21 protein-coding genes and 2 pseudogenes are annotated in these 21138 nt (G+C 41.9%); all 23 read left to right on the forward strand.

Annotation, left to right across the window (positions count from 1 at the left end):
- The first annotated feature begins 273 nt into the window (after positions 1 to 273).
- Complete coding sequence (locus tag HA044_RS06030; protein ID WP_187540166.1) at positions 274 to 1185, forward strand: DMT family transporter; 912 nt, start codon at positions 274 to 276, stop codon at positions 1183 to 1185.
- Between the two features lie 282 nt (positions 1186 to 1467).
- Positions 1468 to 2556 carry a DUF4352 domain-containing protein gene (locus tag HA044_RS06035; RefSeq protein WP_262407546.1) on the forward strand — a complete coding sequence of 363 codons (1089 nt, stop codon included), beginning with the start codon at positions 1468 to 1470 and terminating at the stop codon, positions 2554 to 2556.
- A 139-nt stretch (positions 2557 to 2695) separates the two neighbouring features.
- On the forward strand, positions 2696 to 3832 hold the full coding sequence (locus tag HA044_RS06040; protein ID WP_187540170.1) for an amidohydrolase: 1137 nt from the start codon (positions 2696 to 2698) through the stop codon (positions 3830 to 3832).
- 129 nt (positions 3833 to 3961) lie between these two features.
- On the forward strand, positions 3962 to 4789 hold the full coding sequence (locus HA044_RS06045) for an amino acid ABC transporter substrate-binding protein (protein WP_187540172.1): 828 nt from the start codon (positions 3962 to 3964) through the stop codon (positions 4787 to 4789).
- A gap of 20 nt (positions 4790 to 4809) precedes the next feature.
- Positions 4810 to 5673 (forward strand): MetQ/NlpA family ABC transporter substrate-binding protein, encoded by an 864-nt coding sequence (locus tag HA044_RS06050; protein WP_187540174.1) that lies wholly within the window; start codon positions 4810 to 4812, stop codon positions 5671 to 5673.
- 73 nt (positions 5674 to 5746) lie between these two features.
- Positions 5747 to 7120, forward strand: a complete 1374-nt coding sequence (locus tag HA044_RS06055) for a M20/M25/M40 family metallo-hydrolase (RefSeq protein ID WP_187540176.1) — start codon at positions 5747 to 5749, stop codon at positions 7118 to 7120.
- On the forward strand, positions 7113 to 8180 hold the full coding sequence (locus tag HA044_RS06060) for a methionine ABC transporter ATP-binding protein (RefSeq protein ID WP_187540178.1): 1068 nt from the start codon (positions 7113 to 7115) through the stop codon (positions 8178 to 8180). The genes HA044_RS06055 and HA044_RS06060 overlap by 8 nt, the downstream gene beginning before the upstream one ends.
- Positions 8177 to 8869, forward strand: a complete 693-nt coding sequence (locus HA044_RS06065; protein WP_187540180.1) for a methionine ABC transporter permease — start codon at positions 8177 to 8179, stop codon at positions 8867 to 8869. Before HA044_RS06060 ends, HA044_RS06065 begins: the two co-directional genes overlap by 4 nt.
- Before the next feature lie 12 nt (positions 8870 to 8881).
- Positions 8882 to 9478, forward strand: coding sequence for an MptD family putative ECF transporter S component (locus tag HA044_RS06070; RefSeq protein ID WP_187540182.1), 597 nt, complete (start codon positions 8882 to 8884; stop codon positions 9476 to 9478).
- Positions 9468 to 10316, forward strand: a complete 849-nt coding sequence (locus HA044_RS06075; protein ID WP_187540184.1) for an S-adenosyl-l-methionine hydroxide adenosyltransferase family protein — start codon at positions 9468 to 9470, stop codon at positions 10314 to 10316. The genes HA044_RS06070 and HA044_RS06075 overlap by 11 nt, the downstream gene beginning before the upstream one ends.
- 13 nt (positions 10317 to 10329) lie before the next feature.
- On the forward strand, positions 10330 to 10881 hold the full coding sequence (locus tag HA044_RS06080; protein WP_187540186.1) for an ECF-type riboflavin transporter substrate-binding protein: 552 nt from the start codon (positions 10330 to 10332) through the stop codon (positions 10879 to 10881).
- Positions 10882 to 11020: 139 nt separating this feature from the next.
- Positions 11021 to 11215: a helix-turn-helix transcriptional regulator gene (locus HA044_RS06085; RefSeq protein ID WP_003005328.1), complete on the forward strand. Its 195-nt coding sequence runs from the start codon at positions 11021 to 11023 to the stop codon at positions 11213 to 11215.
- Positions 11216 to 11243: 28 nt separating this feature from the next.
- On the forward strand, positions 11244 to 11726 hold the full coding sequence (locus HA044_RS06090) for a DUF6773 family protein (RefSeq protein WP_187540188.1): 483 nt from the start codon (positions 11244 to 11246) through the stop codon (positions 11724 to 11726).
- 10 nt (positions 11727 to 11736) lie between these two features.
- On the forward strand, positions 11737 to 12228 hold the full coding sequence (locus HA044_RS06095) for a DUF6773 family protein (RefSeq protein WP_187540190.1): 492 nt from the start codon (positions 11737 to 11739) through the stop codon (positions 12226 to 12228).
- A 142-nt stretch (positions 12229 to 12370) separates the two neighbouring features.
- Positions 12371 to 13225 (forward strand): helix-turn-helix domain-containing protein, encoded by an 855-nt coding sequence (locus HA044_RS06100; RefSeq protein WP_187540192.1) that lies wholly within the window; start codon positions 12371 to 12373, stop codon positions 13223 to 13225.
- Positions 13226 to 13439: 214 nt separating this feature from the next.
- Positions 13440 to 14675, forward strand: a complete 1236-nt coding sequence (locus tag HA044_RS06105) for a permease (RefSeq protein WP_187540194.1) — start codon at positions 13440 to 13442, stop codon at positions 14673 to 14675.
- A 114-nt stretch (positions 14676 to 14789) separates the two neighbouring features.
- On the forward strand, positions 14790 to 15773 hold the full coding sequence (locus tag HA044_RS06110) for a rhodanese-related sulfurtransferase (protein WP_187540196.1): 984 nt from the start codon (positions 14790 to 14792) through the stop codon (positions 15771 to 15773).
- Positions 15774 to 15907: 134 nt separating this feature from the next.
- On the forward strand, positions 15908 to 16681 hold the full coding sequence (locus HA044_RS06115) for a nucleoside phosphorylase (protein ID WP_187540198.1): 774 nt from the start codon (positions 15908 to 15910) through the stop codon (positions 16679 to 16681).
- Positions 16682 to 17533: pseudogene (locus HA044_RS10165) on the forward strand (DUF3744 domain-containing protein); the annotation flags it as partial. It lies immediately after the preceding gene.
- A 30-nt stretch (positions 17534 to 17563) separates the two neighbouring features.
- Positions 17564 to 18385: pseudogene (locus HA044_RS10170) on the forward strand (energy-coupling factor ABC transporter ATP-binding protein); the annotation flags it as partial.
- Positions 18357 to 19190 carry an energy-coupling factor transporter transmembrane protein EcfT gene (locus HA044_RS06125; RefSeq protein ID WP_187540202.1) on the forward strand — a complete coding sequence of 278 codons (834 nt, stop codon included), beginning with the start codon at positions 18357 to 18359 and terminating at the stop codon, positions 19188 to 19190. The pseudogene HA044_RS10170 and the gene HA044_RS06125, both read left to right, overlap by 29 nt.
- Before the next feature lies 1 nt (position 19191).
- A complete protein-coding gene (locus HA044_RS06130) occupies positions 19192 to 19944 on the forward strand; it encodes an SDR family oxidoreductase (RefSeq protein WP_187540204.1) in 753 nt (250 codons plus the stop codon).
- A gap of 91 nt (positions 19945 to 20035) precedes the next feature.
- Entirely contained in the window at positions 20036 to 20938 is a 903-nt protein-coding gene (locus HA044_RS06135; protein ID WP_187540206.1) for a carbohydrate kinase family protein, read from the forward strand.
- Positions 20939 to 21138 lie beyond the last annotated feature (200 nt).

Consider the following 21138-nt stretch of genomic DNA (forward strand, 5'->3'; position numbering starts at 1 on the left):
TGTGATAGTAAAAAAGGTATAGCATTTTAAGAAAGCGCTTGCATATTTTTTGAGCATGCTATACTGATGGAGCATCAATCGTTTTAAAGAGAGATATGAGAAAAAAATCTTCTGTAACAGGCGATAAAAAGATCGTCTATGTGATTTGAACTTTAAAATTAGCTAGTCTCGGCTTCTCTATGGGCAAGAAAGGGAAAAAAGAAGACTAATTTCTGCTAGTGAGGATGGTCTCATTTGTGTTACAATAAAGACAGAAACATTCTAGGAGAAGTTATGTCGCCATCATTAAAAGGGACTGTGATGACCCTGATAGCAGGGATTGCTTGGGGCTTGTCAGGAGCTTGTGGTCAATACCTGATGTCTCACGGTTTTTCACCCATGACCTTGACCACCATGCGTTTGGTCCTTGCCGGAGTTGTACTCATTTTCTTTGCTTATTTAGCGGATAAGAAAAAAATGAAGGCCTTTCTGCACGATCGTTCTACCTATCTCCCTCTTTGTTTGTTTTCCTTTTTGGGATTATTGATGACGCAGTTGACTTATTTAGAAGCCATCGATGCCACAAATGCGGGAACAGCCACGGTCTTGCAGTACCTCTGTCCCATCTTTGTTCTAGTATATACCTGCCTCAAGGATCGCTTAGCTCCAACAATTTCAGAACTAGTATCCATGGTGTTAGCCATTGCTGGGACCTTTCTCATAGCGACCCACGGCCGGATGGATCAGTTAGCGATCACCCCAAGAGGCTTATTTTGGGGCCTCGTATCGGCAGTTGCTTATGCACTGTATATCATTCTGCCTATTCCATTGATTCGAAAATGGGGTAGTATGCTAGTTATCGGATGTGGAATGGTCGTGCCAGGAATGGTCATGCTGCCTTTTACAGCTGGCCAGATCATACAGGGGCAGTACGGTTTGGGCAATCTATTCGGACTTGTTGGCTTAGTGATGATTGGGACCATCTTTGCCTATACCGTCTTTCTTAAAGGAACCAGCCTGATCGGACCGGTAAAAGGAAGTCTACTAGCTTCAATTGAACCAATTTCAGCAGTTTTCTTTGCCTTTGCTATTATGAAGGAGCATTTCTTTGCCCTTGATTTTGTAGGAATGGCCATGATCCTTCTTGCAGTCTTGATTATTTCCCTCAAGGATCTCCTGCTTCAAAAACAAAAAGGAATCTTGTGAAATAGATAAAGTTGCCTTTAGTCAATGGGAGAGTGTGACAGAAATCCTAGCCTCTCAATCGTCTTTGAATTGTCGAGCAAGACGCAGTGGTTGAGTGGGCTCTACTAGGCTGATTCCATCAGCTTTTACAGCCCTACTCAACTTTGCGGAGGTGGGACGACGAAATCGAATTCTAACGAATGACCGATTTCTGTCCCACTCTCTTTTTACTTATCACTATGTAGCGTATACATAAGGGGGAAAACGTGTTACAATAGAAAAAAAACTTTTAAGGAGATGATGATGAAAAAGATTTTCAAATGGAGCATCCTAGCAGCTGCGACGCTCAGTCTAGTCGCTTGTGGTGCGACTTCTCAAAAAAATAATTCCCAGCAATCTAAGACAGAAAAATCAGCGGGGACCTCAGCATCTGACGGCCAAGTGGAAGTTAGCCTCAAAGGTGGCCTATACATTAAGCCACCGGTCTTCAACCAATCAGAAGATTGGACTTATCTAGCGGTTCAATTGGAATTTAAAAATGTCTCCAAGGACTCTGTGAATGTGTCGGATTCGGATATTACTGTCTATGACTCGTCAAACAACAAGGTCAAATTGAAAACAGCTATCGCAGATCAAAGTGAGGCCTTTCAATTGCTTAAGAGCGATCAGTTAGCCAAGGATAAGAAAGTATCGGGTTACATCGTCTTCCCTGCTGAAAAAGGGAAAAAATACGAAATTCAGTACGAGCGCAAAACTTATAGCTCAGATAAAAAATCCAAGCCACTCAAATTTGCTGTCGATTCTTCCAAATATGAGAATAAGATAGAAAATGCTAGCGTTTTGGCAGATGAGTACATCAATCAAGTCTACTTTAGCGGGCAACGAAAAGTCGACAAGGATGATCAATTCGTCTTGGGGACGGACTTGAAAAAAGAGCGCAGCGATTTTCGGGCCAAATTTGCATCCGACTTTACTCGTAAATTGCATGATTACCAATTCTCAAATGAAGAAGTGACCCAGTTTATCGATGCCTATGAAAAAGAAAATGACAAGCGGGCAAAATTGACCTACACGGTGAAAGAGTACCTTCCTGATAGAGTGGTGATCAGCTTAAATCCTGAAACGGTCAGCATGGAAAAAACCATTCTAAATCATATGCAAACCTTCTACCAAGAGCATCGCAAAGACTATCCAAATATCATTGAAGCCAATCAAGCTCAGAACAAAGTTTACCGAGAAGAAATGATGGCTTCGCTGAAAGATCGTCCGCTCATTACACCTGACCGCTATGATTTCCAATTGACCTTTGTTAAAAAAGATGGCAAGTGGGAAGTGGAAAAAGCCTACAATAGTGATAGCTTTATGGAAAAATTTGAAGGAAACCTATCCTAACAAAAAACACTTCTGGGACCAGATCCAGAAGTGTTTTTTGTTATAGTTTCTAGCTATAGCAAAGCCCAAAAAACAGGAATTAGACGGCACTACCGATTAGTGATAAAATAGTTTTATGTTTGAAAGGAGATGAGGCCCTGTGGCTTATTCTTATGAAGAGTTAGCAGAGATTCGCCACTACCTGCACCAGCATCCAGAATTATCGGGTCAAGAATACCAAACAACTGCCTTTTTACGAGGAAAGTTGGAGGACTTGGGAATCCGTGTTTTGGATAGTGGTCTGAAAACGGGTTTGATTGCAGAAATTGGGAAGGGCCGTCCAGTGGTGGCACTTCGGGCGGATATCGATGCTTTGCCCATTTTAGAACAAACAAACCTTCCCTACCAAAGTCAAAATCCTGGAGTCATGCATGCCTGTGGTCATGATTTTCATCAGACCAGCCTATTGGGAGCAGCGGCTCTTCTCAAGGAAAAAGAAGACCAGCTAGAAGGGACCATTCGCTTGATCTTTCAGCCGGCAGAAGAAATTTCTGAAGGAGCGTCTGCAGTTTTAGCGACTGGATTGCTGGATGATGTAGAAGGAATTATTGGATTTCACAACATTCCCCAGCTAAAGGCAGGAAAACTTGCCATCAATTCTGGCGCTATGATGGCTGGAGTGGAAAAATTCAAGGTCAGTGTGACGGGCGTTAGTAGCCATGCCGCAAGACCAGACTTAGGAGTTGATACTGTAACAGCCGTGACAACCATGGTTCAGAATTTACAGTTGTTGATTTCCCGAACGGTTTCGCCTTTTGAGGCAGCGGTTTTATCCATTACGCACCTAGATGTTGGTTCGACTTGGAATGTGCTTCCCAAATCAGGCTATTTTGAAGGGACGATTCGTTCCTTTAATCCCAAGGTGCAAAGAGACTTGAAGGAACGTTTTATTTCGATCATCAATCACCTAGCAGAAAGTTTAGGAGTTGATGTGGACTTTGAATGGGGGGTGACACCACCTGTCACCTATAACGATGCAGCATTGACCAAGGTCGTATGGGAACATTCGCAGGGCATAGCTGACGTCATTGTAGCTGAACCATCTACTGCAGGAGAGGACTTCGCCTTTTATCAAGAGCGGATTCCAGGAGTCTTTGCCTTTGTCGGCTCCAACGGAGCCCCAGATGCCCCTGATCTGCACCATGATCACATGACCATTGACGATGCAGCCTTTGAGGTATCGGTTCCCTATTATGTTGAGAATGCACAAGCCTTGTTACGATATTTTAAAAAATAGAAAGTGTGATAAAGAAAACCTATCACCTCTATAAAGAAAATATAATAGGCAAGTGGATTTGATTCTGATAAAATGGAAGAATAATCTTAGAATGGCATTTTGTGTGCCAATGACTAGTAAGGAGATCTTATGAATCTAAAAAAAATCATGAAATACTCTACTTTAGGTTTGGTTGCAGTCCTTGCAACTAGTGCTTTAGTAGCTTGCTCATCTGGAAAATCTTCTAGCGGCAAGAAAACCATCGAAGTTGGGACGGTTGGAACAACCAAACCCTTCTCTTACGAAGAAAAAGACGGAAAGCTAACCGGTTATGAAATCGAAGTGTTGCGTGAAGTCTTCAAAGGTTCAGACAAATATGAAGTAAACTTTAACAAAACCGAATGGTCTTCAGTATTTGCTGGATTAGACAGCGACCGCTTCCAAATCGGTGCCAACAACATCAGCTACTCAAAAGAGCGGGAAGAAAAATACCTCTACCCAAATCCTTATGCGCGCAATCCCTTGGTCTTGGTTGTACCGAAAGATTCATCGATTAAATCTTTGGATGATCTAGGCGGCAAGAAAACAGAAGTCGTTCAAGGAACTTCGACTGCTAAGCAATTAGAAGACTACAACAAAAAACATGCGGACAATCCGACAGAATTGAAGTATACGGATGGAACCATTCAAACCATCATGGCAAATCTTGCTGACGGTCGTACCGACTATAAGATCTTCGAACGGATCTCAGTGGAAGCAATTATCCGTGATCAAGGTTTGAAAAATTTGAAAGTGATTGAACTTCCAAGCGATCAACAACCATACGTTTATCCAATCATCGCAAAAGGAGATAAAGACCTTCAAAAATTTGTCAACAAACGCATCAAGGAACTCTATGACAATGGAACCCTTGAAAAATTGTCTAAGAAATACTTCGGTGGTACTTACCTACCAGACGCTAAAGATATTAAAGAATAACATTTAAAGGAGAAATTAAAATGAAATTGAAAAAAGTTCTTGGTTTGACGGCTCTTGCCGCTATTGCAACCTTCGCCCTTGCCGCTTGTGGCTCTTCAAAATCATCTGGTAAAGATGGTGAAACAACTGTTAAAGTCGGTGTTATGACATTGAGCGACACTGAAAAAGCTCGTTGGGACCAAGTCCAAAAGAACTTGGATGAAGCTAAAACAGGTATCAAATTGGAATTCACTCAATTTACAGATTACTCACAACCAAACGTGGCTGTAAAAGATGGTAGTGTCGATATCAATGCCTTCCAACACTACAACTTCCTTGATAACTGGAACTCTAAAAACGACAAAGCCCTTGTCTCTGTAGGAGATACCTACATCGCTCCAATCCGTCTCTACTCTGGTACAGAAAACGGTAAAAACAAATACACTTCGATTAAAGAAATTCCTAAAGGTGGGACCATCGCTGTACCAAATGACCCAACAAATGAAAGCCGTGCCTTGTACGTCTTGCAATCAGCTGGTTTGATTAAATTGGATACCAAAGATGGAAAATTGGCAAACGTGTCAAACATCAAAGAAAATCCAAAAGACTTGAAGATCTCTGAATTGGATGCTTCACAAACACCATCTGCTCTTCCATCAGTAGATGCTGCAGTGATCAACAATACCTTCGTTCGTGAAGCAGGTGTTGACTTCAAGAAAGCCATCTATATTGAAAAGAAAGATAACAACTCAAAACAATGGTACAACTTGATCGCAGCGAAGAAAGATTGGGAAAAATCTGATAAAGCAAAAGCAATCAAGGAAATCGTCAAAGCTTATCACAAAGACAATGTGAAAAAAGTAATTGAAGAGTCTTCAGAAGGTATGGACCAACCAGTCTTCTAAGAAAGAGACTCAAATGTATGAAATGAGGTGGAGAAGCAATTCTCTGCCTCTTATCGCGTATTAGGAGGAAGTCATGCCTGTTGCAACAGAAGCGGAACAAATCCGTAAATTTGAAAATGACGAAGTCGCTCAGCATTATTTTGAGGTTTTGCGGACTCTGATTTCAAAGAAATCTATCTTTGCTCAACAGATTGGGCTCAAGGAAGTGGCCAATTATTTAGGCGAAATCTTCACGGCTGCAGGTGCAAAAGTAGAAGTAGACGATAGCTATACGGCTCCCTTTGTCATTGCCAAATTTTTCTCCCCAAATCCAGATGCCAAGACCATTATTTTTTATAACCACTATGATACGGTGCCAGCTGATGATGACCAACCCTGGAGTGGGGATCCCTTTACCTTATCGGTTCATTATGGGACCATGTATGGTCGAGGAGTCGATGACGACAAAGGCCACATCACAGCCCGTCTCACAGCCCTTCGAAAATACATTCGTGAAAAAGGAAACTTACCAGTCAATATCACCTTTATCATCGAAGGAGCGGAAGAATCTGCATCAACCGACTTGGATAAATACTTGGCCAAGCACAAGAAACACTTGCGTGGGGCAGACCTCCTAGTATGGGAACAAGGTACTCGAAACAACCAAGGACAGTTGGAAATTTCTGGTGGTAGCAAGGGAATCGTCACCTTTGATATGGTGGTAAAGAGTGCAGAGGTGGACATCCATTCCAGCTATGGCGGTGTTGTAGACTCGGCTTCCTGGTACTTGTTAAATGCCATTGCAAGCCTCAGAGATGCCCAAGGTCGCATCTTGGTGGAAGGCATTTACGATCAGATCCAAGAACCGAACGAACGTGAATTGGCCTTGATCGAGCAATATGCCAATAAGGGACCAGCAGACGTGGCTGAAACCTATGGCTTGACTCTTCCGGTCCTACAGGAAGACCGCAAGGAATTCTTGCGCCGCTTTTATTTTGAACCAGCTCTGAATATCGAAGGGATCAGCTCTGGCTATCAAGGACAAGGTGTTAAAACGATTCTTCCGGCAGAGGCACGTGCCAAGATGGAGGTACGCTTGGTTCCAGGTCTAGATCCCAAGGATGTCTTAGAAAAGATCAAGCAGCAATTGAAGAAAAATGGCTACGATCAGGTGGAATTGATCTACACACTTGGGGAAATGAGCTACAGAAGTGATATGAGTGCCCCATCCATCTTAACGGTCATCCGCCTCGCCAAAGAATTCTATCCTGAAGGGGTTTCCGTCCTTCCGACAACAGCAGGGACAGGGCCTATGTACACGGTCTTTGAAGCGTTGGAAGTACCGATGGCAGCTTTTGGAATTGGCAATGCCAATAGCCATGACCATGGAGGCGATGAGAATGTGAAAATCGCCGATTATTACACCCATATTGAATTGATAAAGGAGTTAATAGCAAGTTATGAGTAAAGCAATGATTCAGCTGGATCACATCGATGTGACCTTCCAGCAAAAGAAACGTCAAATCCAAGCGGTCAAAGATGTGACCATTCATATTAATGAAGGCGATATCTATGGGATTGTAGGATATTCTGGAGCCGGGAAATCGACCTTGGTTCGGGTCATCAATCTCTTGCAAGTGCCTAGCGCCGGAACCATTACTGTGGATGGAGATGTGATTTATCAAGATCAGGTGACCCTAAAACCAGCTGCCCTAAGAGAGAAACGTCGGGATATCGGGATGATCTTCCAACACTTTAACCTGATGGCCCAAATGACGGTCGCAGAAAATGTGGCTTTCGCCCTCAAACATTCTAAATTAAGTAAAGAAGAAAAGAATGAGAAAGTGGCCAAATTGTTAGAACTAGTTGGTCTAGAAGACCGTTCTGAAAATTACCCAGCCCAACTGTCTGGTGGACAAAAGCAACGGGTAGCGATTGCGCGTGCCTTGGCTAATGATCCAAAAATCTTGATCTCTGATGAATCAACTTCCGCCTTGGATCCAAAGACGACCAAGCAAATTCTAGCTTTGCTCCAAGAGTTGAATAAAAAACTCGGCTTAACCATTGTCTTAATCACTCACGAGATGCAAATTGTCAAAGATATTGCCAATCGAGTAGCCGTCATGCAAAATGGTGAATTGATCGAAGAGGGCTCTGTTTTAGATATCTTCTCCAATCCGAAAAATACCTTGACCCAAGACTTCATCACAGTCGCAACAGGGATCGATGAAGCCATGGTGAAAATCAACCAACAAGCGATTGTGAAGAACTTGCCATATGATTCGATTTTAGCGCATCTCAAGTATGCTGGATCTGTGACAGATACCGCCATCATCAATGATATATACAAACAATACCAAGTATCTGCCAATATCTTATTTGGAAATATCGAGATTCTCGACAACACTCCAGTTGGGGAATTGGTGGTCATCTTATCAGGTGAAAATCAAAATCTAGAAACTGCTAAAACAGAATTAGAAAATGCAGGCGTTGCAGTGACTATTGTGAAAGATGGGAGAAAAGCATGATTGAATTGATTCAAACCTATTTACCAAATGTTTATAAACTAGGCTGGTCTAGCCAATATGGATGGGGAACCGCCATTTACCTGACTCTGTATATGACCGTTATTTCCTTCATTATTGGTGGATTTTTAGGCTTGGTGACCGGACTCTTATTGGTCTTGACGCGACCTGGGGGTGTCATCGAAAATAAAATCGTCTTCCAAATTCTGGATAAGGTTACTTCCTTGTTCCGTGCCATTCCCTTCATTATCTTGTTGGCCTTTATTAACCCAGTGACCTACTTGCTCTTGAAAAATACCATTGGCCCTACAGCAGCCCTTGTTCCACTTTCCTTAGCGGTCTTTCCATTCTTTGCCCGCCAAGTCCAAGTTGTCTTGTCCGAATTGGATGGAGGCGTGATTGAAGCTGCCCAAGCCAGTGGGGCAACCTTCTGGGATATTGTGGGAGTCTACCTTCGTGAAGGGCTTCCAGATTTGATCCGTGTGACCACCGTGACCATCATTTCCTTAATCGGAGAAACTGCCATGGCGGGTGCCGTTGGTGCAGGAGGACTAGGAACCTTAGCCATCAACTATGGGAAAAATATGTTCAACAACGATGTCATCTTTGTTGCAACTTTATTGATTCTTATCCTCATCGTTTTGGTTCAATTTTTCGGCGACTTTCTTTCAAAGAAAATCAGCCACCGTTAGGATCAGTGTCCTATGAATAGACTAAATGTGAATCAGATGAAAGAAGTTGGAGCCTTCATTCTCCTCTATTTCCTAGCGATTGGACTGGGTGTTATCCTGAGCAATCTAGTCGATCACCAAGGAAATATGTTTTATGCTCCAGCCTTCTCAGCCCTCATTGGCGGTCCCATTTACCGCTATTACCTGGAAAGAATCAAAGCAATTGGCGCCATCTTTCTAGTTGGCTGCGTGATCGGATCCTTTTTCCTCTTTTCACGTCATGGTGCAGGAGCCTTTGTTCCAGCCTTGATAGCAGGGAGTTTTGCGGAGATGGTCGCATCAAGTGGTCGTTTTCGCTCGGGTTTGCGAAATGCCTTGTCTTTTCTTATTTTCGCCTTTGCGACGACAGGGCCCATCCTGATGATGTGGTTTTATCCGACAAGTTACCGCATGTCTTTATTGGATCGTGGAAAATCGATAGACTACGTCAATCGGGTGATGGTATCACCAGATCTAACGACCATCACTTGGTTTGTCTTCACGGTCTTACTAGGTGCTGGTATAGGATGGGGATTATCTACTATTTTACAACCATTATTGGTCAAAAAAGGAGATAAAGATGCACAATAATTTACTCGTTCTTCAGTCGGACTTTGGTTTGGTGGATGGAGCAGTATCAGCTATGATAGGGGTTGCTTTAGAAGAATCCCCAACTCTTAAAATTCACCACTTAACTCATGATATTACCCCCTATAATATCTTTGAAGGGAGTTACCGTCTCTTTCAGACAGTAGATTACTGGCCTGAGGGGACAACCTTTGTTTCGGTCGTTGATCCGGGTGTCGGCTCTAAACGAAAGAGCGTCGTAGCCAAAACGGCCAAGAATCAATATATTGTGACTCCAGATAATGGAACTCTATCTTTTATCAAGAAACATGTAGGAATCGTTGCCATTCGTGAGATTTCAGAGGCCAAAAACCGCCGGGCCAATACAGAGTTTTCTTATACCTTCCATGGGCGCGATGTCTATGCCTATACAGGAGCTAAGTTGGCAAGTGGCCATATCAGTTTTGAAGAAGTTGGACCAGAACTCAGTGTTGAACATATAGTGGAAATCCCAGTGGTGGAGACTGTTTTTGGGGACAATCTTGTCAAAGGAGCAGTTGATATCCTAGATGTGCGCTTTGGTTCACTTTGGACTTCGATTACTCGGGAAGAGTTCAATCATTTAGCACCCGAATTTGGGGAGCGTTTTGAAGTGACCATCTATAACAATGACATGCTGGTTTACCAAAATCAAGTGACCTATGGCAAGTCATTCGCCGATGTGCGGATTGGACAGCCAATCCTTTATATCAATTCCCTCTACCGTGTTGGTCTTGCCATCAACCAAGGATCCTTTGCCAAGGCCTATAATGTAGGAGTTGGGGCTTCTTGGCATATTGAAATTAGAAAAATGGAAAATTAATAGGAGATAAAATATGAAACAAAAATCATCATTTTCAATTAAAGATGTTGTAGCTATTGGGGTTGGAGCAGCCCTCTTTGTCGTGATTGCTATGTTGCCAATCCCTGCACCCGCACCGAATACAAGCATTCAGTTGCAATATGCCCTTCAGGCCCTCTTTAGTGTAGTTTTTGGCCCAATTGTTGGATTCTTAATGGGTTTGATTGGTCATGCCATTAAGGACGCAATGGCAGGTGGTCTATGGTGGACTTGGATCATTTCAAGTGGGTTGTTTGGACTCTTTGTCGGTATCTTCCGCAAGCAAATCGGTGACCTCAAAGGAGAAGTGACCAAGAAAGAATTGATTCTTTTTAATGTCGTTCAAATTGTATCCAATCTTGTGATCTGGGGCTTGATTGCTCCAGTTGGTGATATCTTGATTTACAAAGAAAGTGCCAATAAAGTCTTCCTACAAGGTGTTGTGGCAGGTTCCTTTAATGCTCTGACAGTGGCGATTGCAGGTTCCATTCTTTTGATTGCCTACGCTCGTACTCAAACAAAAGATGGAAGTTTGTCTAAAGATTAATCTTAAATAAGAAGAGAAAGCCTGGGAAACCAGGCTTTTTTTGTTTATCAAAAATATTTTTTACAAAATGTAAGATATATATTGCAAAATAGAAAATATAGTGTATAATAGAACTATAAAAATAAGAAAGGAAAAACCTGTGGCGAAAAATCTCAAATTAAAAATGGCTCGGGTCGAGCATGATATGACCCAGGGGGATCTTGCAGATGCTATCGGGGTGACACGCCAGACCATTGGTTTGATCGAGGCAGGAAAATACAACCCGACCCTTAGCCTTTGTCTGGCCATTTGTAAGACCTTGGATAAGACGCTAGATCAACTGTTCTGGGAGTAACAGTTTTAATAATAGAAAGAGGAAGAATATGAAACAAAAGAAAGAACCAATTGTAAAAGATGAACGGACCATGCTGATTGATGGAAAAATCGCAGGAGAACTTGCCCTTGGGATGACCTGCTTTATTGCAGTCTCGGCCTTTGTGAAAGCTAGTATCCTGGACTTGGACCTAATAGCCTATATTCCAGAGCTCATTCTCTTGATTGCCATGGGGGTGTACGCTTTGGTGAGAAGGATGAGTTCAGGGATTGATATTCGAGATATGTTAGAAAAAGATAGCTGGTTCAGCCGCATCGGGGCAGGTCTAGTCTTTGCTGTGCTGATGATAGCCATGGATGTGATTGGAAAGCGAGAGGCAACGAGCTTTATCTTGAGTCCCAAGTATCTGGTCAAAATTTTATTAGAAATCGTCGTCTTTGCCATCTTGACTTATCTGCTTGAAAAACCACTTGCTCTTATCAATCGGAAAAAACAAGAGAAGATAGAGGCAGAGTTAGAGGATGAAGAATAAGGAGAAAACAATGAGATTACAATTGCTGAACAAACAAATCATAGATGAACGAGAAGAAGGCTTAGCTAATAAGGCTGGAGCTGAGACGGCTGGTTTTCTGTTCCTTGCCTTAACTGTTTTTAGTGTGGGATCCATTTTTACGTCTAAGGTGGGGTTAAGTCCAATCATGGTGGTAGCCTTACTCATCGTCTCAGGATTGTATTATTCGGTTCGTTGTCAACGATTGGGTGTGAGATTTATCAATTATAGCTATCTAAATGTGATGGGAATTGTAGCAGTAACCCTTGTTCTTTCCTTGTTTATCTGGGCTCAAAATTTTCAATTAAACCAGGCTGTCTATCACTCAAATCCCTTCCATTCAAAATTCTTGCTGGTGCTTCCGATCACATTTCTCCTGAATCTTCCGATTGTATGGGGGATGAATTTCCTTTTGATGCTCCTAGCAAAAGTTGAGAAAAAACGCTATGAAGCCTATCTGGATCAGTTGGAAAAAGAAGAGTAGGAAGAAAAAACGAATAAGATTCCTTCCATTGTTAAATCTGGTATAAGTTAGATTTTTCTCTCTCATAGATTTTGAAATCTGTTTTTTTCTAAAAAATGAGCTATAATATAAAAAATTGAATATAAGCAAAATGAGGTTTTGGATGAAAAATTTAGGCTTAGTTTTTAAAACAATGAGAAAATCAAGAAAGCTATCATTAGCCGAGGCTACAGGGGGACTTTTTTCCATTTCAATGCTATCTAGATTTGAGAATGGCCAAGCAGAAATGTCTGCCGAAAAATTGAGAGATTGCTTAGAAAATATCTACTTGCAAATGGGGGAATTTGAATTTATGGTTTCGGAGTTTCAACCCTCTGAGATTGAAGAGCTGCATTGGAAGTTGACAAAATATCGCTCCCCCCTTCAAAAGCAAGCGTTAGAGATGCTACTAGCCGAACAGAAACAGAAATTTTTAACTAGTTCAAAAAAACAGTTTTACAGGTTAAATACAATATGGATTAAAGCAGTATTAGCAGCATCAATTGATGAGTATGAAGTCCCAAAGGAAGATGTTGATTTCTTAACAAATTATTTATTTTCTACCGAAATTTGGGCACGCTATGAATTACTCCTATTCTCAGAAACAGCTCATTTATTTGACAGTCAATTATACCTTTCCTATTGTCAAGAAATGCTAAAACGATCTTCGTTCTTTCGGCATAATAATCTAAATGACAATTTGATTCACACGATGTTAGTAAATGGACTTTTTCACGCAACTAAGGAACACAATTTTTTAGAAAGTACAATATTTGAACATTTACTTTCAGAACATTTTGCAGATACACGAGATGCATTTATGAGAATAATGGAGAAGATAGCTAGGGGGTATCATCGATTAGAAGAAGGTAATAGTAGAGGTAAACAAGAAATTGAACAAGGAATTTTAATATTTGAACAATTGGGATATCTTGAACAAGTTAATTACTTTAAAGAAGTTTTTAAAGACAAGTTATAAATTTGCTTATATTCAAAAAAGATGCGAAAGCATCTTTTTTTGATAGTCTAATAATAAAGGGATTAGAAAGGAGATTGCTTATGACTGCATTTGTTGAAACATTACACAAATTGCCGATTCATTTACTTATCAATGCATCGTTTTACCTTTATTGTGAAAAAATTGACCTAGAGGACTTTTATCCCGTTTGGAGACGATATCTGGAGGTGATCGAATGAATCTTGTGAAAGAAAATCGATTTATTAGATATTCTATGATCGCAAATTTTTTTAACCAATTCGGTTCCTCCTTATATAATATTGTTTTCATTATCTATGTTGCAACGACGTTTCATTCTAAGTTATATATTAGTGTTGCAAATATGATTATCATGGTGCCCATATTTTTTCAACTTTGGATTGCACAAAAAGCAGATGAGACAGAATTGAAATCCAAATGGATCATTCGTATCGGATGGATTCAAGGTTGTTTCTTCTTCGTAATAGCGTTTCTAACTGGAAAGGTATCACTTTTTGCTTTTTCAATAATTTGTTTTTTAAATATCATATCGGATTGTTTATCTTGTTATCAAAGTAGTCTCTATACTCCAATTTTTAGTCATCAAGTCCATGAAGAGCAATTGCTTGAGGCTTATTCCTTGAATAATATTATAGGTTATATTTGTATAATTGGAGGTCAAACTACTGGAGTTTGGATATTAAATGCGACGCATCAACAATTTAAAGTAATCGCCATTTTAAATGCGATCAGTTTTATCCTATCCTCTCTTATTTTTTGGTCCATAAAAGATGACTTAAGACACGGACCGGTCTTGAAATCTTCCGAAACTACATTTTTTAAGAAAATAAAAGCAAGTTACCAATTGGCGATTCAAACATTTAATGAGAATGAAAAAGTATCCTTTAGATGGATGTTTGTTTGTATTGTTCTCATGAATGTATTGAGTACAGCAATATCTCCGATTTTATTAATTTACTATTTAGATCATTCACTTTTTAGTTTCTCTTATGGAGAGAGTATCTTACTATTACAGATTGTTGGTCTAGTGTTTGGAATTTTAGGAAATCTTCATCCAGAGGGATACTTTGCTCAAAAATCCTTAGTTTCAATCTTAAAAATGAGTACGGTAGTTCTTGTAGTTACAGGTTTCATTGGAATATTAAATTTACCATCTATTTTTATTATTCTATTAAGTGGAGGAGATGCCTTCTTAACAGGAAAATTTAATCCAAAATTAAGTGCTTTTTGGGCCAAAAGTATTCCAGAAAATCAATTAGCTCAGGTACGAACGCTTATTTCCACCGTAGTAATGGCTGCAATTCCTTTAGGTACAGTAGTCTTTTCAGCGTTAGCATCCTACTCAGTAAAGCTGAGTTGGTTTGTATTTTTTGGAATATCAATGGGAGTAATGATTTCAATTGTGTCGTATAAAGGCAAAGAAGTTGATTAGGATTCGGTACTTAGCTTTTTTCAGTCAAATTAATTGCATCCCGTATGGAGGCAGAGTATACTAGAATAGTTGAATGAAAAATTCTGATAATTTAATCTTAGAAAAGAGAAACTTATGGCAAAACCTATTCGCGTATTACTCTATTACCTCTATACCCCCATTGAAAATGCAGAACAATTTGCAGCCGACCACTTGGCCTTCTGTAAATCCATCGGTCTGAAGGGACGTATCCTAGTGGCTGACGAAGGAATCAATGGAACGGTTTCTGGTGACTATGAAACCACTCAAAAGTACATGGACTACGTTCATAGCCTTCCAGGCATGGAAGACCTTTGGTTCAAGATTGATGAGGAAGAAGAACAAGCTTTCAAGAAGATGTTTGTACGTTATAAGAAAGAGATCGTTCACCTTGGTTTGGAAGATGATAACTTTGATAACGACATCAATCCTCTTGAAACAACAGGTGCTTACTTATCGCCAAAAGAATTTAAAGAAGCCCTTCTAGACGAAGATACAGTTGTCCTTGATACTCGTAACGACTACGAGTACGACCTTGGACACTTCCGTGGTGCCATTCGCCCAGATATTCGCAATTTCCGCGAATTGCCACAATGGGTCCGTGATAACAAGGAAAAATTCATGGATAAACGTGTCGTCGTATACTGTACGGGTGGTGTCCGTTGTGAGAAATTCTCAGGCTGGATGGTCCGTGAAGGCTACAAAGATGTCGGTCAATTGCACGGAGGAATCGCAACTTACGGGAAAGACCCAGAAGTTCAAGGAGAACTGTGGGATGGAAAAATGTACGTCTTTGACGAGCGAATTGCGGTTGATATCAACCATGTCGATCCAAGCGTTGTTGGAAAAGACTGGTTCGATGGGACGCCTTGTGAACGCTATGTCAACTGTGGGAATCCCTTCTGTAACCGTCGGATCTTGACCTCAGAAGAAAATGAAGACAAGTACCTTCGTGGTTGCTCACACGAATGCCGGGTTCACCCTCGCAATCGTTATGTAGAAGAACACAACTTGTCACAAGCAGAGGTTGCTGAGCGTTTGGCCCTTATCGGTGAGACGCTTGATGGAGAGCCTGCTTAAAATAAACAAACAGTCTGAAAGCTCAGGCTGTTTTTTTATCCGAAAAGCGGGCTTGTCTTACTTGCAAAGACCCTCCAATGAGCCGTTTTATGGTATAATAGAGAACCAGAAGTCCTGACGAAGAGGAGGGGAAAATGATTTTAGAAGAATTTGATACCAATCGAGAGGCGATTATCAATCCGCAAGATCTACACGATCCGATTGAAGGATTTCCAAAAGTAGCTGTCTCTTGCTTTTCAAGGGTCACCTTTGCCCGCCTGCTAGAAAACTACGATCATGAGGTCATTACAAGAACTTCCATGGCCAACTTTGAAGTCCTAGTCTATGGGATTAGGATTGGAGACCAAGAGATTGCTGTCTTTAATGCACCAGTTGGGGCTGCTTCTTGTGTGGGAATTATAGAGGATTTGATTCAATTTGGAATGGAAAAACTCGTTCTATTTGGGACCTGCGGGGTCTTGGACCAAGATATTGAGGCGACCTCTATCATGATTCCAACAGCTGCTCTTCGCGATGAAGGGACCAGTTACCACTATCTACCAGCTAGTGATGAAGTAGAGGTTAACCAGTCTTCGCTTCCTTTGTTTCAGGCTTTCCTCAAGAAACATCAGATCTCTCACACCATCGGGAAAGTGTGGACGACAGATGCTCCCTACCGAGAAACCATCGACAAGATGAAGAGTCGAAAGGAAGCAGGAGCTATTTGTGTGGATATGGAATGTTCGGCCGTGGCAGCCTTAGCAGCCTTTAGGGGGGTTGAACTCTGCCATTTCTTCTACGCAGCAGACCACCTCTCGGAAGAAAAATGGGATATTCGAACCTTATCCAGTCATGAGGATTTAGATGGCAAGGATCGAATCGCGGAGTTAGCTATCCAATTTGCACTCTTATGGGAGAAGGCAAACTAAATGAAAGAAGCAATGATTGAACTGAAGGATTTTTCCTTCCAATACAAGGCACAGTCTGAACCAACTTTGAAAAATCTCAACTTAACCATTTATAAGGGGGAAAAGGTCCTAATTGTTGGACCATCTGGTTCAGGAAAGTCAACCATTGGCCAGTGCTTAAATGGGATTATTCCCAATATTTATAAAGGAACCAGTAGTGGGCAATTCCTCATTCAGGGAAAAGAGGCCTTTGATCTCAGTATTTATGAGAAATCTCACTTGGTCAGTACGGTCTTGCAGGATACAGATGGTCAGTTTATTGGTCTCAGTGTCGCAGAAGACTTAGCTTTTGCCCTTGAAAACGATATGGTGGAGCTGGAAAGTATGAAATCTCGGGTTCACACCTGGGCGGAGCGCTTAGATTTGATGAAGCTCTTGGATCATCGACCTCAAGATTTGTCCGGTGGGCAAAAACAGCGGGTGAGCTTGGCGGGCGTCCTGATTGACGAGAGTCCGATTCTACTCTTTGATGAACCACTGGCTAATCTAGATCCCAAGTCGGGCCAGGATATTATTGATCTGATCGATCAGATTCATGAAGAACAGGGGACGACCACCATTATTATCGAACACCGTTTAGAGGATGTACTCTACCGTCCTGTCGATCGGGTTATCTTGATCAGTCAAGGCCAAGTTCTCTTTAATGGTCAACCAGATGAGTTGTTGAGAACGACACTGTTGGGTGAAAATGGGATTCGAGAACCTCTCTATTTAACAACTCTTCGTCAACTCGGTCAGGATTTAGATCAATTGGAGCATCTGGATCGTCTAGAAGATATTGAGCTTACTGGTGTGAATCATTCCATTCCAGAAGCGACCTTTGCTAAAACTGATGAAGCAGAAGAACTATTGAAGTTGGAGCAGATTTCCTTCGCTTATCAAGAAAATCATCCGATCTTGAAAAATATTTCCCTCAGTATACCTAAGGGCCAGCGCTTAGCCATTGTCGGGAAGAATGGGGCAGGGAAATCAACTCTTGCTAAAGCCATCTGTGGCTTCATTACAACTGAAGGACAATACACCTTTAGAGGAGAAGACATCAAGCAGGAGAGTGTCAAGGAACGGGCAGAGCGAGTCGGCTATGTCTTGCAAAACCCCAATCAAATGATTTCAACCAACATGATTTTTGACGAGGTGGCTTTAGGCTTGCGCTTGCGGGGTGTCGCTGAAGAAGACATCAAAGAACGTGTTTATCAAGCGCTGAAGACTTGTGGCCTCTATGAGTTTCGTAAATGGCCTATTTCTGCTCTGTCATATGGACAAAAGAAACGGGTGACCATCGCTTCTATACTGGTTTTAGGACCAGAAATTTTGGTCTTGGACGAACCAACGGCAGGTCAGGACCAGCGCAATTACACTGAAATCATGGAATTTCTAGATACTTTGCAAGAAAAAGGCCACACCATTGTCATGATTACTCATGATATGCAACTGATGCTGGATTATTCTGATCGTGCAGTAGTGGTGACAGATGGTCAAATCATTGCCGACCTGTCTCCTGCAGCATTATTTACCCGTCCAGATATTTTACGACAGGCCAATTTGAAAGAAACATCTATTTTTTCCTTGGCCAATCGATTAGGAATGGATCCCTTGGACTTAACACAATTTTATATGCAACAGAAAGGAGCAGGTCATGAATCATCGATTAGTCGGCTACCATGAGGGGACGAGTTTTCTTCACCGCCTCTCAGGTGCGAGTAAGTTACTCTTTCTTCTCTTTGTATCTCTTGCGGCCATGTTGAGTTATGATACCAGGCTCCTTCTGGGAATTGGTCTGGGTGCCTTGGCCTTGTTCTCTACTGCTCACATTCGCTTTCGGGATATTTCTTTTGTACTTGGATTTGCTCTTGTTTTTGCTTTTCTAAATGTGCTTATGGTCTATCTCTTTGCTCCTCAGTATGGTGTCGAGATCTACGGGGCAAAAACGGTACTGATGAAGGGCTGGGGATCTTATAGTATCACCTCACAGGAGCTCTTTTATCTTTTTAATCTCGCTCTTAAGTATGTCTGTACCATACCTCTTGCTTTGATTTTTTTGATGACGACCCATCCCAGTCAGTTTGCTTCAAGCCTCAACCAAATTGGCGTATCCTACAAGATTGCCTATTCTGTCAGCTTGACCTTGCGTTACATTCCTGACGTACAGGAAGAATATCAAACGATTAAATTGTCTCAGGAAGCCAGAGGGGTGGAGTTGTCCAAAAAGGCCAAACTGATCCAGCGAATTAAAGGCAATTTGCAAATCATCTCTCCCTTAATTTTTAGCTCACTCGAGCGGATTGACAGCATTTCTACGGCCATGGAATTACGTCGCTTCGGAAAAAATAAAAAGCGAACTTGGTATTCTTACCAAGCCATGAAAGGGAAAGATTATGGGATGATTCTATCAGCCATAGCTGTACTGGTTTTGAGTATTGTCCTGATTGTTCTTAATCAGGGACGTTTTTACAATCCATGGAGGTCATGACATGTCAGAAACAATTTTAGTCACAGGTGCTTCGGCTGGTTTCGGTCAAGCGATCTGCCGTCGTTTAGTTGCAGATGGACACCGCGTCATTGGAGCAGCCAGACGTATCCAGAAATTACAGAAGTTACAAGAGGAGCTTGGAGAGTCCTTTTACCCCCTTCAAATGGATGTGACAGATCTTTCTCAGGTAGATCATGCACTTGCTAGTTTACCAGCAGATTGGTCTCAGATTGACGTTTTGATCAACAATGCTGGACTGGCATTAGGTCTTGCTCCAGCCCAGGAAGCAGAGATGGCAGACTGGTTGACCATGATTCAGACCAATATCGTTGGCTTAGCCTATTTGACACGACAAATCTTACCTCAGATGGTGGAGCGAAATGATGGCTATATCATCAATATGGGCTCTACAGCAGGGACAGTTCCCTATCCAGGTGCCAATATCTACGGGGCATCCAAGGCTTTTGTCAAACAATTCTCCCTCAATCTTCGGGCAGATTTGGCGGGGAAGAAGATTCGTGTCAGCAACATTGAACCCGGTCTTTGTGAAGGGACAGAATTCTCTTTCGTCCGCTTTAAAGGAGATGAAAAACGGGTTGAATCCCTCTATCAGGGTGCTCATGCCATTCAGCCTGAAGACATTGCAAATACGGTTTCATGGTTGCTCCAACAACCCAAGCACGTCAATGTGAATCGCATCGAGATCATGCCGGTTTCTCAAACATTTGGCCCTCAGCCTGTTTATCGCGACTAACGCTCATTTCAACCAATACCTGCCGTGTTGGTTGATTTTTTATGTTTGTCTAATTTTTTGGTATAATAGATGGCAAAGTAAGGAGAATGAGATGTCAAGCGCTTTAGTCATTGGTTCCACTGTTTGTGATGTCATGGTCTATTTAGACCGTCTACCTAGTCGAGAAGGCGATGCCCATATTGATCATCAGCAATGGTCTGTCGGAGGGTGTGCCTTTAATGTTGTCAATATCTTGCATTTTTTGTCCCAAGACTATGAGTTTATCTCACCCGTTGGTTCGGGTATTTACGGAGATTTTGTAAAGAGTCACTTAAAAGAGTTGGGCATTACTTCCTCGATCTCATTAGCTGGTCCAAATGGTTGTTGCTACTGCTTTGTAGAGTCAGATGGCGAACGGACCTTCTTATCGGATCACGGTGTGGAGTATAGCTTCCAAGCAGAATGGCTCAAAGAGATCGCAACCGAACGGTTTGATTATATATATTTGTGTGGCCTAGAAGTAGAAGAACCAACCGGTCTTGCCTTGGTAGAGTCGGTTTCTCAATGCCAGGGACAGGTCATTTTCGCCCCTGGGCCAAGAGGACTCCTTATTCCGACAGACCGACTGGAAGCGATCTATGATCTTCATCCGATCCTGCACGTCAATGAAGCAGAAGCCCTTGCCTTTTCTGGATGTGATGATACTCGGAAGGCTGCTGAGAAATTGCACCAACGAACGGGTCAGTTGGTCATTGTGACCTTAGGTAAAAAAGGAGCGATTGCCTATGATGGCACCTGGTACCAAGCCGCGGGTCAGCCTGCACAAGTCGTGGATACAGTTGGTGCTGGCGATAGCCATGTAGGAGCCTTTCTAGCAGCGCGCTTAAGAGGGTTAGAAATTGAAGAAGCCCTCAGCTTTGCCAATAAAGTCTCCAGCCAAATTGTCGCAACCAAGGGTGTTCACCTTACTCAGGAACAGTACCAAGCACTAAGAGAAGAACTGGCACAAAACTAAAAAGAGAGTGAGACAGAAATCGGTCATTCGTTAGAGTTCGATTTGGTCGTCCCACCTCCACACAGTTGAGTAGGGCTGTAAAAACTGATGAAATCAGCGTAGTAGAGCCCACTCATGCTCAAACTCCAAAGACAATTGAGAGGCTAGGACTTTTGTCCCAGCCTCTTATTTGACTATATCCGCTTAGCCCTTTGTATCTT

This window comes from Streptococcus sp. IMAU 99161 (genome assembly GCF_014435245.1).
Taxonomy (GTDB): domain Bacteria; phylum Bacillota; class Bacilli; order Lactobacillales; family Streptococcaceae; genus Streptococcus; species Streptococcus lactarius.

What these genes read in the sequence shown, in the direction of transcription:
- HA044_RS06070 (WP_187540182.1), top strand. Translation starts at nt 8,882, where the DNA reads ATGAATAGACTAAATGTGAATCAGATGAAAGAAGTTGGAGCCTTCATT.
- HA044_RS06030 (WP_187540166.1), top strand. Translation starts at nt 274, where the DNA reads ATGTCGCCATCATTAAAAGGGACTGTGATGACCCTGATAGCAGGGATT.
- HA044_RS06125 (WP_187540202.1), top strand. Translation starts at nt 18,357, where the DNA reads ATGAATCATCGATTAGTCGGCTACCATGAGGGGACGAGTTTTCTTCAC.
- HA044_RS06080 (WP_187540186.1), top strand. Translation starts at nt 10,330, where the DNA reads ATGAAACAAAAATCATCATTTTCAATTAAAGATGTTGTAGCTATTGGG.
- HA044_RS06130 (WP_187540204.1), top strand. Translation starts at nt 19,192, where the DNA reads ATGTCAGAAACAATTTTAGTCACAGGTGCTTCGGCTGGTTTCGGTCAA.
- HA044_RS06135 (WP_187540206.1), top strand. Translation starts at nt 20,036, where the DNA reads ATGTCAAGCGCTTTAGTCATTGGTTCCACTGTTTGTGATGTCATGGTC.
- HA044_RS06095 (WP_187540190.1), top strand. Translation starts at nt 11,737, where the DNA reads ATGAGATTACAATTGCTGAACAAACAAATCATAGATGAACGAGAAGAA.
- HA044_RS06050 (WP_187540174.1), top strand. Translation starts at nt 4,810, where the DNA reads ATGAAATTGAAAAAAGTTCTTGGTTTGACGGCTCTTGCCGCTATTGCA.
- HA044_RS06035 (WP_262407546.1), top strand. Translation starts at nt 1,468, where the DNA reads ATGAAAAAGATTTTCAAATGGAGCATCCTAGCAGCTGCGACGCTCAGT.
- HA044_RS06065 (WP_187540180.1), top strand. Translation starts at nt 8,177, where the DNA reads ATGATTGAATTGATTCAAACCTATTTACCAAATGTTTATAAACTAGGC.
- HA044_RS06105 (WP_187540194.1), top strand. Translation starts at nt 13,440, where the DNA reads ATGAATCTTGTGAAAGAAAATCGATTTATTAGATATTCTATGATCGCA.
- HA044_RS06055 (WP_187540176.1), top strand. Translation starts at nt 5,747, where the DNA reads ATGCCTGTTGCAACAGAAGCGGAACAAATCCGTAAATTTGAAAATGAC.
- HA044_RS06100 (WP_187540192.1), top strand. Translation starts at nt 12,371, where the DNA reads ATGAAAAATTTAGGCTTAGTTTTTAAAACAATGAGAAAATCAAGAAAG.
- HA044_RS06090 (WP_187540188.1), top strand. Translation starts at nt 11,244, where the DNA reads ATGAAACAAAAGAAAGAACCAATTGTAAAAGATGAACGGACCATGCTG.
- HA044_RS06115 (WP_187540198.1), top strand. Translation starts at nt 15,908, where the DNA reads ATGATTTTAGAAGAATTTGATACCAATCGAGAGGCGATTATCAATCCG.
- HA044_RS06060 (WP_187540178.1), top strand. Translation starts at nt 7,113, where the DNA reads ATGAGTAAAGCAATGATTCAGCTGGATCACATCGATGTGACCTTCCAG.
- HA044_RS06110 (WP_187540196.1), top strand. Translation starts at nt 14,790, where the DNA reads ATGGCAAAACCTATTCGCGTATTACTCTATTACCTCTATACCCCCATT.
- HA044_RS06075 (WP_187540184.1), top strand. Translation starts at nt 9,468, where the DNA reads ATGCACAATAATTTACTCGTTCTTCAGTCGGACTTTGGTTTGGTGGAT.
- HA044_RS06045 (WP_187540172.1), top strand. Translation starts at nt 3,962, where the DNA reads ATGAATCTAAAAAAAATCATGAAATACTCTACTTTAGGTTTGGTTGCA.